Source organism: Paraburkholderia jirisanensis, from assembly GCF_054782355.1.
This window is the reverse complement of the sequence record NZ_BAAGSQ010000025.1, coordinates 393,828-408,309: the sequence shown is the minus strand read 5'-3', so window position 1 is coordinate 408,309 and position 14,482 is coordinate 393,828. Positions and strand designations below refer to the sequence as shown.

Below are 14,482 nucleotides of genomic sequence, written 5' to 3'. Positions count from 1 at the left end.
ACGGCTTGCTGCCAGTGCGACTGCGGCGCGAGCAACGCGCGCGCCGCAATGCGCGGGCTCTCGATACGCACGCTGCGCAGGAACGCCGCGTGACCGTGCAGCAGCGGCGACGCTGCGGCGCCGCGTTCGACCACCAGCAGGTCGAGCTTGCGCGCACTGCGATGGCAGGCGGCGCTCCATTGTGCGAGTTCAGCCAGTTGTGCATCGGGGGTCGCGCCACGCTTGCCGAACCAGACCAGCGCATCGGGCAGTTCGCCATCCTCGGCAAGCGCGCGCGGGTCGTGCACGGCGACCACGGCGCGGCTGCCGCGCGCCAGTGCGGCAGTCCGCAGGCTGTCGAATCCGGCGGCATCGAGGCCGTATACCGCCAGCCGCGGCACCGCGTCGCGTACGCGGCGACGCGTGTCGTCCACCCATACGCTGGCGGCCAGCGCGGTTTGCGCGCCGCTGACTGCCGGCGCCCCGGATACCGGTTGCGCTGGAGCGTCGACGGTGGCCGGCACGACCGCGTCGAATGCGCCGAAGCTGGTCAGCAGATGCGCGTCCAGCGTCGCGATGTCGCGATGCTCGAACAGCAAGGTCGGATAGATTTCGCGGCCAATGGTCGCTTCGAGGCGCGCCGCGAGCGCGAGCAACTCGCGCGAACCGAGGCCCATCTCGTAGAAGCCGACCTGCTCGGCAACGGCGTCCGGCGCGATCGACAGCGTCTGGCCGATCCACTCTTTCAGCAAGCGCGCATAAGACCCGTGGTGTGCCGCAGCGCCGCTGGGGGCTGCCGCCGCTGCCGCCGCTGCCACCGTTGAGTTCACCGCACTTACATCGGCCGGCGCAGCGTGTGCCGCAACAGGCGCATCCGCCACCGGCGCCTGCAACAGCCGCGTGATCAGTTCCGGCGCGCGGATGCGCTTGCAGGTCAGCCGGGTAAAGCTGGCGCAATGCCGGCCGGTGTGGTCGTACAGGTCGTAGTCGTTGCTGATCACGTCGCCGGTCGCGGCGAGCGTCTCCGTGCGCGGCGCATGCAGATAGAACTGCTCCGACAGCGGCGCGACGATTCGCACCCGGTCGATCGACACCGGAATGTACGGCGCATTGAAGGCCGCTTCGGTCTGGCCATACGCGGCAATCGTGGCGGCATCCAGCGCCGCCGGGTGCATATGGAAACCCGGCTCGGCCGGCACTTCGAGCCGCAGCTCGGCGAGCAGCGCTCCGTCGCCCTTCCACAGTTGCCCCACGCAGCGCATCGGCGCACGGTGATCGATGTTTTCAAGCCGGGCGCGCCGGTACATTTCGCTCATCTGCAACGCGCCCGTCATGCGCGCTTTCAACGCAGCGGCGTCCAGCGGCGGTCTGGCTGCGCTGTGGTCGGCCACCAGCACCGCGCGCATGTTCTCGACGAACGGGCCCGTGCTGCCCCACACCCGGCTGTCGACCAGCAGCGCGCCCGCGCTCGCTGCCGGGAGCCTGATGCGCACGCGCAGTTCGCGATCCGAGCCGGTCGCCGTCACGACCGGCTCGCTGAACAGCACGCGCTCGAGCGCGTAACCCGTAAAGTCGTGGCCGCGCGCGGCGAGAATCCGCACCGCCAGGTCGAGGAACACCACACCGGGCATCACGGAAACACCATGCACCCGATGGTTCTGCATCACCAGATCGGTGTGCTCGAGCCGCAGCGTACAAACGAGAGAGGGGTTGTTCACGATGTCGATAGCTCAGGGGAGTAAACGGCGTCGCTGACCGCTTCCTCGAACTGCAGGTTCAGCAACGACGAAGGGACGGGCGTCGAAAGCGGCGGCAACGCGGGCGTCGTCGAGCGGCGGCCGTCGCGTTCCAGCCACAGCCTGCGGCGGCGCAGTGGTGGCGGCGCGAGCGCCGCGCGTAGCGCGCGATGCGGCGGCGCCTCGCCGACGATTACATGTGCATTGCTGCCGCCCAGCCCAAAGGCGCTGACGCCCGCTGTGCGGGGGCCCGCAACCGGCCATGGGCTGAGCGCATGGGGAATGAAAAACGGCGAGCTGGCCAGATCGAAGCGTGGGTTCGGCGTGTCGCAAAACAGCGTGGGCGGAACCAGGCCGTGCTCGACCGCGAGCACCGCCTTGGCAAGGCCCACCGCGCCGGCCGCGCTCAGCAGATGCCCGACGTTGCTCTTCACGCTGCCTACCGCGCAGAAGCCGCGCTGCTGCGTGCCGCCGCGATAGGCGTCGTTCAGCGCCTTCAGTTCGATCGGGTCGCCGATCATGGTCGCGGTGCCGTGCGTTTCGACCATGCCGATCTGCTCAGGCGTGCGGCCGGCCCGCGCCAGCGCGCTGCGAATCACGTCTTTTTGCGCGTCCGGATTCGGCGTGGTCAGGCCCATCGTGCGGCCGTCGTTATTGAGGGCGCTCGCTTCGATCACCGCGTGAATGCGGTCGCCGTCCGCCAGCGCGTGCGACAACCGCTTCAGCAGAAACACCGCGCAACCTTCGCCCGGTACAAAGCCGTCGGCGTGGCGATCGAAGGTCCGGCAGCGGCCGCTCGGCGACAGCGCTCCGGCGCGCGTGAACTGCACGTACACCTCCTCGTCCAGCAGCACGTCGACGCCGCCCGCAAAGGCCTGTTCCGCGTCGCCGTTCAGGATGCTCTGGCAGGCAAGGTGCAGCGCGCTCAACGATGACGAGCAGGCTGAGTCGACCACCATGTTCGCGCCGCGCAGATCGAGAAAATGCGCAAGATGGGCCGCGATGAAATTCTGGTCGCTGCCAAGCCCCGAATCGAGGTCCGCCAGCGCGACGCGTTGACCGTAGTTGCCCATGCGCGCGCCGACGTAGACGCCGACATTGCCGCGCCGCACCTGTGACGGTTCGAGGCCGGCATCGGCGAGGCAATGCAGCGCCGCTTCCATGAAGAGCCGTACCGCCGGGTCCAGCGCAAGCGCGGCCGTTTCCGTCAGGCCGAAGAACGCCGCATCGAAATCCTCGATACCGGTCACGAAGCCTCCCCAGCGCGACACGCTGGTACCGGGCTTACCGGCAGGATCGAACAGTGCCGCGGTATCCCAGCGGCCGGGCGGCACCTCCGTGATCGCACACTGAGCGTCGGTCAGCAGGCGCCAGAATTGCCCGGTATCCGCCGCACCGGGCACACGCACCGCCATACCGATGACCGCCACCGCCTCGCGCGCGACAGACAGCGCCGGCAACGTGGAACCGGCACTGTGGACGGCTGCAGGCGCCGCCGGTACGTCGAGCGAAGCGCTCGACACGGCCGACGCTTGCGCTCGCGCAGCTTCCGCCGGCTGAGCCACTGCTGTGCCCGGCTGCGCGGCCGGCGCCACCGGCTTGACGGCAGCGATGCCAGACGCAGCGAAATGCGCGGCCAATGCTTCAGCTGTCTGATATTCGAGAAGAACGGACGGCCCAAGCGGCTGGCCAATACGTGCCTCGATGTCCTCGACGAGGCGCCCCAGCATCACCGACTCGACGCCGAGTTCCGCGAAACTCGCATGCTGCGGAATCATCTGCAACGGCAAGCCGGTACGTTCAGCCAGCAGTTCGCGCAGCCACGGCAACGCATCGGCCGGCGGGTTGGGCGGAAACGGCGTCACGGCTGGGATCACGGCATCCGCGAGGGCATCGGCAACCGCTGCAACCGCATTCGCCACGGCATTCGCGGCATCGCGAGCAGCGGTGACGGTACGGCCGGTCTGCGGCAGTGACGTCCCCACCGCCGGCACATTTATCGGCGGCATCAGCAGCGCTGCATCCACCGGGCAATAGCGCAAGGCCCCCTGCAACGCCATCGTGGTCCACAGGTATTCGAATGCCTGCTGATCCGAAAGCAGCGGCAAGCCGTGGCGCTGCATCACGGCTTCGCTTGCCGCGGCCGCCGTGTTGGACTCGCGCCAGCTAGGCCAGGCCACCGTTTTCAGTTGCGGCACGCCGCGCCGCTGCTTTTGCTCGGCGAGATAGTCCATCGCGCGATTGGCGGCTGCGTAATCGCCGACGCCGACACCCACTTCAGGCACGACCGCCGAGATTGACGAAAACAGCACGACGAAACCGGGCTGCGCACGCTGGATCGCGGGCAGCAGCGCGGCGAGCCCGGCGCTCTTTGGCGCCATCACGTCGGCCAGATCGTCGCCGCGCCGGTCCGCCAGCGCGAGGCCGCCGCGCGAACTCACGCCCGCACAGTGGAATACGCCGGCCAGCGGCCCGAGTTCGCGTTCGATAGCCTGCAGCCAGGCGTCGGTCGTCACGAGCTGCTCGACGCTCGCGTAGTGCACCACCACCCGCGCGCCCTGCTGCTCGAGTTCGGCCACCAGCGCGTCGGTTTGTACGGAACGGGTGCGGCCGAGCAGCCCGAGACGGCGCGCGCCGCGCCGCGCCAGTTCACGTGCGAGGCGTGCACCGAGGCCGCGCGTTCCGCCGGTGATCGCATACGCGTCGCCGGCGCGCGGCTGCCATGCCGGCGCGCGGCGCTCGACGTTTTGCCAGACCGGCAGCAGCCGGCCAAGCGGCGTCAGGCACACATCGCCCGGTGTGGGCGTGGTGAGTTCGCCGGCCAGCGCCGCGGCCAGCCGTGCGCACGCCGCAGGATCGGCAAGCTGCACCGGACCGACATCGACGATGCTACAGGTGGTGCCCTTGTATTCGGCAGCCAGCGCATACAGCAGGCCAGCGAGCTCGGCGCCGGCGCCGCTGCCGGGTTCAGCCGAAGGAGCGTGCAAACCGCTGACGGCATGCACGATGTGCACTGCCGCCAGCGCCGCACCGCGCGCCAGCGCGGCACAATGCGCAAAGCTCTGCTGCCACGACGCACCGTGCGCGTCCAGGTCGGCCAGCAACACCACGGCCGATGGCCGCGCCTCGATGGGGCCGGCCGAGTTCGTCACGTCGCGCACCAGCACGTCACGCGGTGCGAGCTGCTGCGCGAGTGCATCAGCCAGCGCGCGGGTCGCCGCATTCACCACACACAGCACCGGTGCGTCGACCTGCCGGACCGACGCAGGCAGCGCCGCGCCGGCAGGCCGCCAGACGCGTTCGGCAAGCGGCGCCGGCGCACCGGGCGCGGCCGGCAAGATGGGCGCCGCAGGCACATCGACAGCATCGCCGATGCCGTCGATCCAGCAGCGAATCCGCATGAACGGATATCCCGGCAAGGCCAGCCAGGGTCCGCTGCGCTGCCAGCTCACCTGCTGACCCGTCACCCATGCGCGCGCCACTTCGTCGAGCGGCAGCGATGCTGCGCAGGCTTGCGCCTGCGCCTGCGGTGTCGCGCGCCCGTACACTCCGACCTCGGCACCGGCGCCAAGGGCACGCAGCAGCACGAGCGCTTCGGCCATGCTGCTGCACGGTGCGGCCCAGCGCTCGCGCAGTGCTTCGCGGCCGAGCTGTAGCGTGGTGGCAACCTGCTGCAAGCTTGGCGTGGCGCGGTCGGTGCGCGCGAGAACCGCTGCCAGACGTCGCGCGCTCGCCTGTAGTGCATCGCGGGTCGCGGCGGACAGCACCAGCAGCTGCGGGCCGGACTCAGGCTGCGCCGCATGCGCTGCGGCCGGCGCGGCCTCCAGCACCACGTGCGCGTTGCTGCCGCCGGCACCAAACGCGCTGACGCCGGCGCGCCAGACCTCCACGCCCGCAGCATCGCGGCGTGGCAACCACGCCTGTGTCGCCTGCGGCACGGCAAAGCGGCGCCAGTCGATCTGCGGATTGCCGCGCGCAGCATGCAGCGACGCGACCAGCGTCTTCTCGCGCAGCTGTAGCAGCACCTTGGTGACGCCGGCCAGCCCCGCGGCCGCTTCCAGGTGACCGAGGTTCGACTTGATCGAGCCGAGCATCAGCGGCTGTGGCGCGTCCGCCAGCGCCAGCGCCGCTTCGAGCGCGCGGGCCTCGATCGGATCGCCGAGCGCGGTGCCCGTGCCATGTGCCTCGACGTACGAAACACTCGCTGCGGTCACCCCGGCATCGGCAAGCGCAGCGCGTACCAAAGCAGTCTGCGCGTGCGGGTTCGGCACCGTATAGCCGTTGACCTTGCCGCCATGATTGACCGCGCAGCCGAGCACGAGGCCCTGGATGCGGTCGTTTGCCTGAGCGGCGCTGGACTGCGCGCGCAGAATCAACACTGCAGCGCCCTCGCCGGGGATGAAGCCATCGCCGCCCGCGCCGAAGCTGCGGCAGCGAGCGTCGCTCGCGGTCATCTGCAGGCGCTGCTGCTGGACGAACTTGTTCGGATGCAGCGCAAGGCTGACGCTACCGACGATCGCCAGCTGGATACGGCCGGCGCGCAGCGCGTCGACCGCAAGCTGCAGCGCGCTCAACGACGACGAGCACATCGTGTCGACCGTCAGGCTCGGCCCATGCAGGTCGAGATGATAGGAAATGCGATTGGCCATGCCGGCCACCGTGGCGCCCGCATCGACCCGCCGTTGCGGCGTGCTCATCTCGACGCCGAGCAATGGATACTCGTTGTGCATCGCGCCGATGAACACGCCCACTTCGCCGTTGAGCTCGTCCTTGAGGCGCGACGGCGGATAACACGCGTCTTCCAGCGCGTGCCAGACGGTCTCCAGCAGCACACGCTCTTGTGGGTCCATGCGGCAGGCGTCGTGCGGCGCGATGCCGAACAGCAAAGGATCGAAACCGGCGACGTCGTCGAGAAACGCGCCCTGCATCAGCGCGCCGCCGCCGGCGGCGTCTCGCGCGCGCTGCGGCGGCAGACCGCGTACCAGATCCGCGCCGTCGAGCAGGTGCTGCCACAGCGCGTCGACGTCGTCCGCACCTGGGTAGCGTCCTGCGAGGCCGATCACCGCAATCGCACGAGCATGCTGGCGCATGTCGCTGTCGGGGAGCGGCTGAACGGCCGGCGCGGTGGTCGGCGCGCTACTGGACGCTGCATGCGCCGCCGCCGGATTCGCCAGACCCTGCGCAGCCTCGAGCGCAGCGAGTCTGGACGCCGCCGTCGCCAGATCGCGGCTCTCGTAAAGCAACGTGGCCGGCAGTCGCAATGCGGGCGCATGTTGCGACAGCTGCGCGACGACCTCGGTGGCGAGGCGTGAATTGAGACCGTATTGCTCGAGCGGTACATGTTCGTTCAACTCCGCCGCGTCGATCCCGCTGGCATGTGCGAACGCGTCGCGCAACCGCATACGCCATTCCGGCAGAGACGGCTGCGCAGCAGGCGGCGCGGCGGTTATAGCTGCTGCTGCAGTTGTCGCTGCGGCTACGCTTGCGCCCGTGGTTGCCGATGCGGTCGATGCCACGACGGATGTCGCGTCGATCCAGTACGGCTTGCGCGCAAACGGATAGGTCGGCAGCGGCACGCGCTGCGGCACCGCGCTCCAGAAGCGCCGCCAGTCGACCGTATTGCCGGCCAGCCAGTCCTGCAACGCGCCGCGCGGCCCCGGGGCATGCGAGTCGAGGCCCTGCCGCTCGGCGGGCGCGTGCGCGACATGGAGGCGCGGGTCGCTGCCCGCGCGCAGAAACACGCCGAGCAGTCGCAGCGCATCGTCGGTTTGCTCGGCCTCGATCGCCAGCCGGTATGCGTCGGGCCGGCGGGCCAATTGAGACGTGCCGCAGACGCCTTCCCAAGACTGTTCGCCAAGCGCCGGCAACGCGTCACGCCAGGCACTTGCGAGCTGTTCGAGCTGCGCCGGCGAAGCCGCCGACAGCAATAGCCAGTGCGGCCCCTGCGCGGCGACCGGCGCGCGCGCCGGCGCGGCGCGCAAGATCGCCTGGGCACTGGCGCCGGTGCTGCCCACCGCGTTGATCAGCATGTGCTGGCCGCGCGCCGGTGCCGCAAACGCACCGCCCTCACGCAGCAGGCGCACCGGCCCGTGGTCGAGCTCGACCAGCGGCGAAGCGAGCGGCGCTGCAAGAGTCGGCGCGAGCCTGCCGTGCTCTAGCTGCAGCAACACCTTGGAAAGCTGGGATAGCCCCGACGCGGCTTCCAGATGGCCGATGTTCGGCTTGACGGTACCGGCCAGCACACCATGGTCGAACACGCTCGTGAGCGCCTGCCATTCCGCCGCGTCGGGCATCGGTCCGCCGGCGGCGGCGCATTCGACATAGCCGATCGCGTCGCTGTCGAGTCCGGCCCGCTGCAGCACCGCACGCAGACCCGCTTCGATGGCGGCCTCGCTCGGGCTGCCGTAGCTGGCCCGCGCGCCGGACTGTTCGAGATGCGTCGCCAGCACCTGCGCCAGCACGTGGTCGGCGTGCGCATCGGTTGCATCGCCACGCCGCAGCAACAGGGCCCCCGCGCCTTCGCCGATCGCCCAACCGGTGGTATCGCCGTCGAAGGCGCCGGCGGGCAGCCGGGTTGCGACGAAACCGAGCGCTGCGAGCGCCTGCACATGCGACGGATGAGCGATCAGGTTCACCGCGCAGACGATCGCGCTATCGCAGTCGCCGGCGGCCAGCGCGGTGCACGCGACGTGCAGCGCGCTCAAGCCTGACGAACACGCGGTATCGATAGCAAGGCTAGGCCCGGTGAAGCCGAACACGGTCGAGATGCGGTGCGCGATCTCGGAGCCGTTGGCGGTCACCGCGCCGCGCCGGTCGGCAAGCCCGACACCATGCTGCCGGTAGTCGTGCCACAGATGCCCGGTAAACACGCCGACCCGTTCGCCCCCCTGCTGCAGCGAGCGGGCGTCGTGACCGGCGCGTTCGAGGCACTCGCGCACGACTTCGAGCAGCAGGCGGGCCTGCGGGTCGAGCAATGCAGCCTCACTCGGCGCAATTGAGAACGCCAGCGCGTCGAAGCCGTCGATGCTGTCGAGGAAACCGCCGTCCGGCGTTGCGTCGCGGTCCAGCCCGCGGCGCTGCGGCGCTGCGCGCAGCGCGCGCTCGCCGTTGCTCAGCAAGGTCCAGAACGCATCCGGAGTGGCCGCGCCGGGATAGCGCAACGCGTGCCCGACGATCGCAACGGGCGCGGTGCGGCTGCCGGCCGCGGCTTCGACACCGAGCGGCGGCATCACACCCGGTGCGGCCGGGTAAGCGACCGGGCCGAGCAGAAAGCTGTGCAGCAGCGGCTGCCCGCTGTGCAGCTGCAGGCTCGCCTGCACGCCGGTCGTATCGAAGTTGCCGATCGGGCACAATCCGAGGCCGCTGTCGTGCTGCCCAAGCATCAACAGCTGCCCGATGTAGCCGGCTTCGAGCAGCTGGAAGCGTTCGGCCTCGGTGCCGTACAGTGGCGCAATCGCACGCGGTTCGCCGACCAGAAACAGCGCAGCGGCAGCCCGGTCGCGCACCGGCCGGTTGTAGAAGAACTGCGCTTCACGCGCGAAGCGGCTGTCGCGGCCGATCCGGACCAGCGCGGCCGTCATGCCGTCGTACCAGTAATATCCGCCGTCGAAGCCAGCTACGCGCCCGGCATCCAGCCATAGATAAACCTGTACGCCATAGGTATCGCCTGCCGACGGATAAAGACGCGCGTCGCGCTCGCCTGCGCGGCGTGTCGCCAGCAGCCCGAGCAGCTTGCCCAGTTGCGCGGCCGATATCGTGTCGCCGGTAAAGCTGCGCTGCGCAGCGCGCCAGTCGAACCATGGCGCGGGCACGTCGAGCGGCGGCAGCGTGAGCCGCGCGTGCCCATCGAGATCCGCGCGGCGGTTCGCACGCGAGTCGAGAAACGCCTGCTTTGCGCCGACATCGAGCAGATCGATCCGGCCATCGTCAAACGGCGTCGCGGATGTGGACATTGCTGCCGTGGTTGCGGTTGCTGCAGGCGTTGGGATCTGCATTGCCGCCGCCGCTGTCGTGGGCGTCGTCGCGCGCATTGGCGTTGCCGCTGCGCTAGCCGCTGCCGCGTCCGGCACTACGCATGCACCCGCCGTCAGTGCAGCGCAAGCCGGTATCTCCGCCTGCGGCTGGCCCTGCAAATGCGCGTGCAGCATCCGCGCGATACCGCGCACGCTCGGGTCGCGGGTCAGCCATTCCACCTGCAGCCGCGCCCCGAAGTCGGCACGCAGCGCGCCGCTCACCTGGACCATCGTGAACGACGTCGCGCCCTGCTCCCACAGTTCGCGATCGGCATCGGGCTCGCGTCCGAGGAAGCGCTTGAACAGTTCGCCCAGACGGATGGTCAAGGTGCCCAGATCGGGCGTCGCGCACGCGCCGGCCGGCGCCCCCGCGGCGCCTGGCGCGAGTTCGCCGTCGCCTTCCGGCAGCGGCCACGGCAACCCGTTGCGGTCGAGCTTGCCGTTGCTCGTCGCCGGAAAACCGCGCATCGGATGCACGAGGTTCGGCACCATGCTGGCCGGCAGTTTGGTCTGGCTGAACTCGCGCAGCGCGCGCCGCTCGAGTCCGGGGAGGCCCTCCACATAGGCCACGATCTTCGCGTCGCCCGACGGATCGTGACGCACCATCACGATCGCATCGCGAACCAGCGGATGCTGGCGCAGCGCGTGCTCGATCTCTTCCAGCTCGATGCGCACGCCGCGCACCTTGACCTGCCGGTCGGCGCGGCCGCAGAACGAAATGGTGCCGTCCGGGTAAAACGATGCGCGGTCGCCGGTCCGATACATGCGCGCGGCCGGATCTGCGACGAACGGATCGCGCACGAAGCGCTCGGCCGTCAAGCCGGGGCGCCGGTAGTAGCCCACGCTCAATACGTCGCCGCCGATGAACAGCTCGCCTTCGACGCCGGGGCTGCACGGCTGGTTCGCTTCATCGAGGATGTAGTAGCGCGCATTGTCGATCGGCCGGCCATACGGGATGCTGCGCCAGTGCGGCTCGATGCTGCGCACTTCGTGAAAGTTGGACCATACGGCCGCCTCGGTCGCGCCACCCAGCGACACCAGACGGGCGCGCGGAAAAGCGCCGAACAACACCGGCGGCAACGACAGCGGCGTGTAGTCGCCGCTCAGGAATACCAGCCGCAGGTGCTCGCGCGCCGGCCCTTGCGGCAAGTCGTCGAAATGCCGGCTGACCTGATCGAAGGTGGTCGGCGCCGAGTTCCAGAACGTCACCGGATGCCCGGCGAGGATCGCGGCGAGCAGCGCCGGATCGCGCTGCTGCGCTTCGTCGGCCAGGTACAGCGCCGCGCCGTAGCCAAGCATGCCGAGAATGTCGAACGCCGACAGATCGAAGCCGAGCGACGTCACGCACACGCCGAGATCGTGCGGGCCGAACTGATAGTTGCGCTGACACCAGTCGAACAGATTCAGCAACGGCCGATGGGTGACTGCCACGCCTTTGGGCTCGCCGGTACTGCCGGACGTAAAGATCACGTAGGCGAGCGTATCGACGTCGTTGACCGTTTCGAGATTGTGGCGATCGTCTTCAGTGTCCGGCAGCAGATCGACGGCGATGCAGCGCACGTGCGGCGGCAGCATCGCTTCGGCGGGCCGCGTGGACAGCACCAGCGCAAGGCGGCAATCCGCCACCTCGAGCATGCGCGCCGCACGCTCGGGCGGCAGCACCGGTTCGACCGGCACGTAGGCAGCACCGGCCTTCAATACGCCGAGCGTCGCAGCGATCATGTCAGGGGTGCGCGGCAACGACACCGCCACCGTCACACCCGGCCCGGCACCGAGCCGGCGCAACTGGCGCGCGATCGCGTTGGCGCGCCGGTTGAGCTGCCCGAACTGCCAGACACCGCCGCTCCAATGCACGGCTGGCCGGTCCGCATGCTCGGCCGCGGCGCGTTCGAATGCGCGGTGCACCGGCTCGAGCGGCCGCCCGGCTCGCACTGGCTCGCCCGCCGTTGCCGGAGGAACAGGTACCGCGGCAACGGGTGTCACGGCAACCGGAGTGGCAAGCGTCAGCGCTTGCGGCGCAGACAACAAGCGTTCGACGCCTTCGCGATAGCGCTCGAACGCGCGCTGCACGACGCCCGGCGCAAACGCATCCGGCGCGTAATCCCAGCCGATCACGAGCCGGTCGTTGAACGACAGCGCCAGCGCATCGAGCGCGATGCCTGGCGTCGCGGTACGCCAGCGCAACGAAGCGGCAAGCGGCTCAGCGAGCTGCCCCCAGTCGACGATACCCGTGTAGACCACTGGCAGCGCGAGCGCGGCACCCGCTTGCGCATTGCGCAACGACAGCGCGGTCAAACCCGCGCTGCCGCCCTGCCGCAAATCTGCCGCGCGCGCCTGCTGAACCGCGCGCGCAACCTGCAGCAGCGGCTCGCGCGTATCGATCGCGTCTGGCGTCGCAGCCGGCGCAAAGCTCAGCCACGCCATCTGCGACAACTCGGCAGGGCGCGCCGCGTCGTCCTGCGGACGGCAGCAGACCAGCGGCAAGGTGAACGGCCGCGCGAGTTCCGGTTGCCATGCCGCTGCGAAAGCCGCCATCAGCACGTCGTCGAGCTCGACGCGGGCTGCGCGGCAAGCCGCCGCGAGCGCCGTATAACCATCGAATGCCGCTTCCATGCGGGCCCATTGCGAACCCGTGTGGCAGCTGTCGAGCGTTTGCGGGCCGGCCGGCAGCGTGCGCATCCTGGCGCTCCAGTACGCATCGCTGCCATACGCGTCGGGCGGCTGAACGGCTGCGCCGCCTGCCGCCGGCGCCGACACCGCGCCGGGGTAAAGCCGCGCCGCCAGCGCCGCCGTCAGCGTATGGATGCTTTTAGCGTCAAGCATGATCAGGTCGAAGCACAGGTACAAGCGCGCCGCGCCGCGCTTCGACCGGAGCAGATGAGCCTGCTGCAGCGGCCAGCGCCCGGCCGGAAACGGCAGATCCAGCAGCACCTTGTCGAGCTGCGCGCCCTGTTGCTCAAGCTCGGCGGACTCGGCTTCGCCGAGTTCGGTCACGCCTACGCTGCCATGTGTGTGCCCGGCGGCCAGTACGCTGACCGATCCGTCCGCTTCGACTCGGCTGCGCAGTGCCGGTGTCGCGCTCACCAGCTCGTGCCACGCGTGCGTGACCTGTTGCAGATCCAGCCCCGTGGCATCGAACGAAAACACCGCGCAACAGGGCGCGGCGCCAAGGCCCGCGCTACGCTCGACGAAATAGGCCTGCTGCAGACGGCTCAACGCGGGACCGGCCGATGCCGCAGCACCCAGCGCATGCAGCCGCGCCAGCAGACGTTCGATGCAGAGGTCGGCGGCAAACGGCGGCAGCAGCGCATCGGCGACGTCCCAGTGCACGCGCAGCTGGCCGTCCTGTTCCCACATCTGATGCTCGAGCGCGACCCCGGAGGTCTGGCAACTCGCGGCCCGCACGTGCAGCGCATCGGCACTGCGCCCCTCGGTGCCGAGCAGGCTCGTGAACACCACCGGCAAGCCGCGCGCGGCAGCGCAGCTTGGCGTTTCACGCAAGGCTACGACGGCGGGCACCGCACTGTGTGCGAGTTGCGCCCAGATCTGCTGATGGAGCCGCGCAGCGAATGCATCGCCGGATTCCTGCGCGTCGAGCGCGACCGGTACGATCATGCTCGACGTGAATGGGCCGACGATCTGGTCGGCCGCTTGCGGCAGGCGCGAGCGTTCGCTGGTGGTCATCACGAACGACGCCGCGGCACTCCGGTTCAGCTCCAGCACGACGGCGGCGAATTCGGCCAACACCAATGAGGTTGGCGAAATGCCGAGCCGCTCGGCATGCAGTTTCGCGCGCTGCCAGGCAGCCGGCGCCACCGGGCGTTCGATACTGCGCCGCGCGATCGGCGTGGCATGTTCGCCGGTCGCGCGGCGCGCGGCCAGCGCCTGTTCCACATGCGCCGCAAACGGCCCGCGCGGCGCCTGCGCAAGCAGCGTGCGCCAGTAATCCAGCGACGCCCGCGCATAGGCGCCGCCCAGCAGGCTCACACAGCGCGCCACGCTCAACGCCGGTGGCGCCGGCATCGGCTCGCCGCGTGAGAAGTCCTGCCATTGGCGCAGCAGCAGTTGCAGACCGAAGCCGTCGATGACGATCGCGTCGACGCTCAACTGAATCGATACCCTGCCCGGCGAGACGACCAGCGCCACGGCCAGCGGCCGCTCCGGCATGCGTTCGGCGCGCGACCACCACGTGCGGCGCCGCACTTCGAGCGCCGCTTCGTGCGCATCGGCGGCCACGCTGTCGATCTCAGGTTCGACCGGCGGGCCGATCGTCAGCGTGCCGTCGCCGGCGATACGCGCCGACAGCATCGGCTGATGCTCGAGCAGACGGCGCCAGCCAGCGCGCAGCGCCTGTGCGTCGATGCCCTGTACGTCGAACTCACGATAGATATGGCAGCCGACCGGATCCGCGCTATAGCCCGGGTCCGACGTCACCAGAAAGGCTTGCTGCAGCGGCAGCAGCGGCACACCCGCCGCGTCGGCAGGCAGCTGTTGCGCGGATGGCTGATGCGTGGCCATCGTGCGTGCGCCGCCGGCGATCGCCGCCGCGAGCGCCGTCAGCGTGACGCCCGCGCCCAGTTCTTCCACCGAGATCGCGGCCTGCAAACGCGCCTGCACTTCCAGCACGAAGCGCGTGGCCGCCAGCGAGCCGAGCCCCTGGCCGACGAGGCTCGCATCAGCCGAGAACGGCCGCTCCGGACTGCACGATCGCAGGATCTCCTGCAGGGTAGCCAATACGTCAAGCGAATGGTCCAT

2 protein-coding genes (1 of these 2 running past the window's edge) are annotated in these 14,482 nt (G+C 69.8%); both read right to left on the bottom strand.

The genetic code is table 11. The features are described 5' to 3' along the window. A protein-coding gene (locus ACYVNQ_RS13695; RefSeq protein ID WP_460903039.1) for an SDR family NAD(P)-dependent oxidoreductase crosses the window boundary here: on the bottom strand, nucleotides 1-1,697 show its 5' portion. It extends 19,702 nt beyond the left edge of the window; 1,697 of the gene's 21,399 nt are visible here — the first part of the coding sequence; the start codon lies at nucleotides 1,695-1,697; its stop codon lies off the left edge, out of view. After that, nucleotides 1,694-14,482 (bottom strand): amino acid adenylation domain-containing protein, encoded by a 12,789-nt coding sequence (locus tag ACYVNQ_RS13690; RefSeq protein ID WP_460903038.1) that lies wholly within the window; start codon nucleotides 14,480-14,482, stop codon nucleotides 1,694-1,696. The genes ACYVNQ_RS13695 and ACYVNQ_RS13690 overlap by 4 nt, the downstream gene beginning before the upstream one ends.

Bases quoted from the DNA above. Each gene is read 5' to 3' on its own strand.
- ACYVNQ_RS13690 (WP_460903038.1), bottom strand. From the start codon at position 14,482: ATGGACCATTCGCTTGACGTATTGGCTACCCTGCAGGAGATCCTGCGA.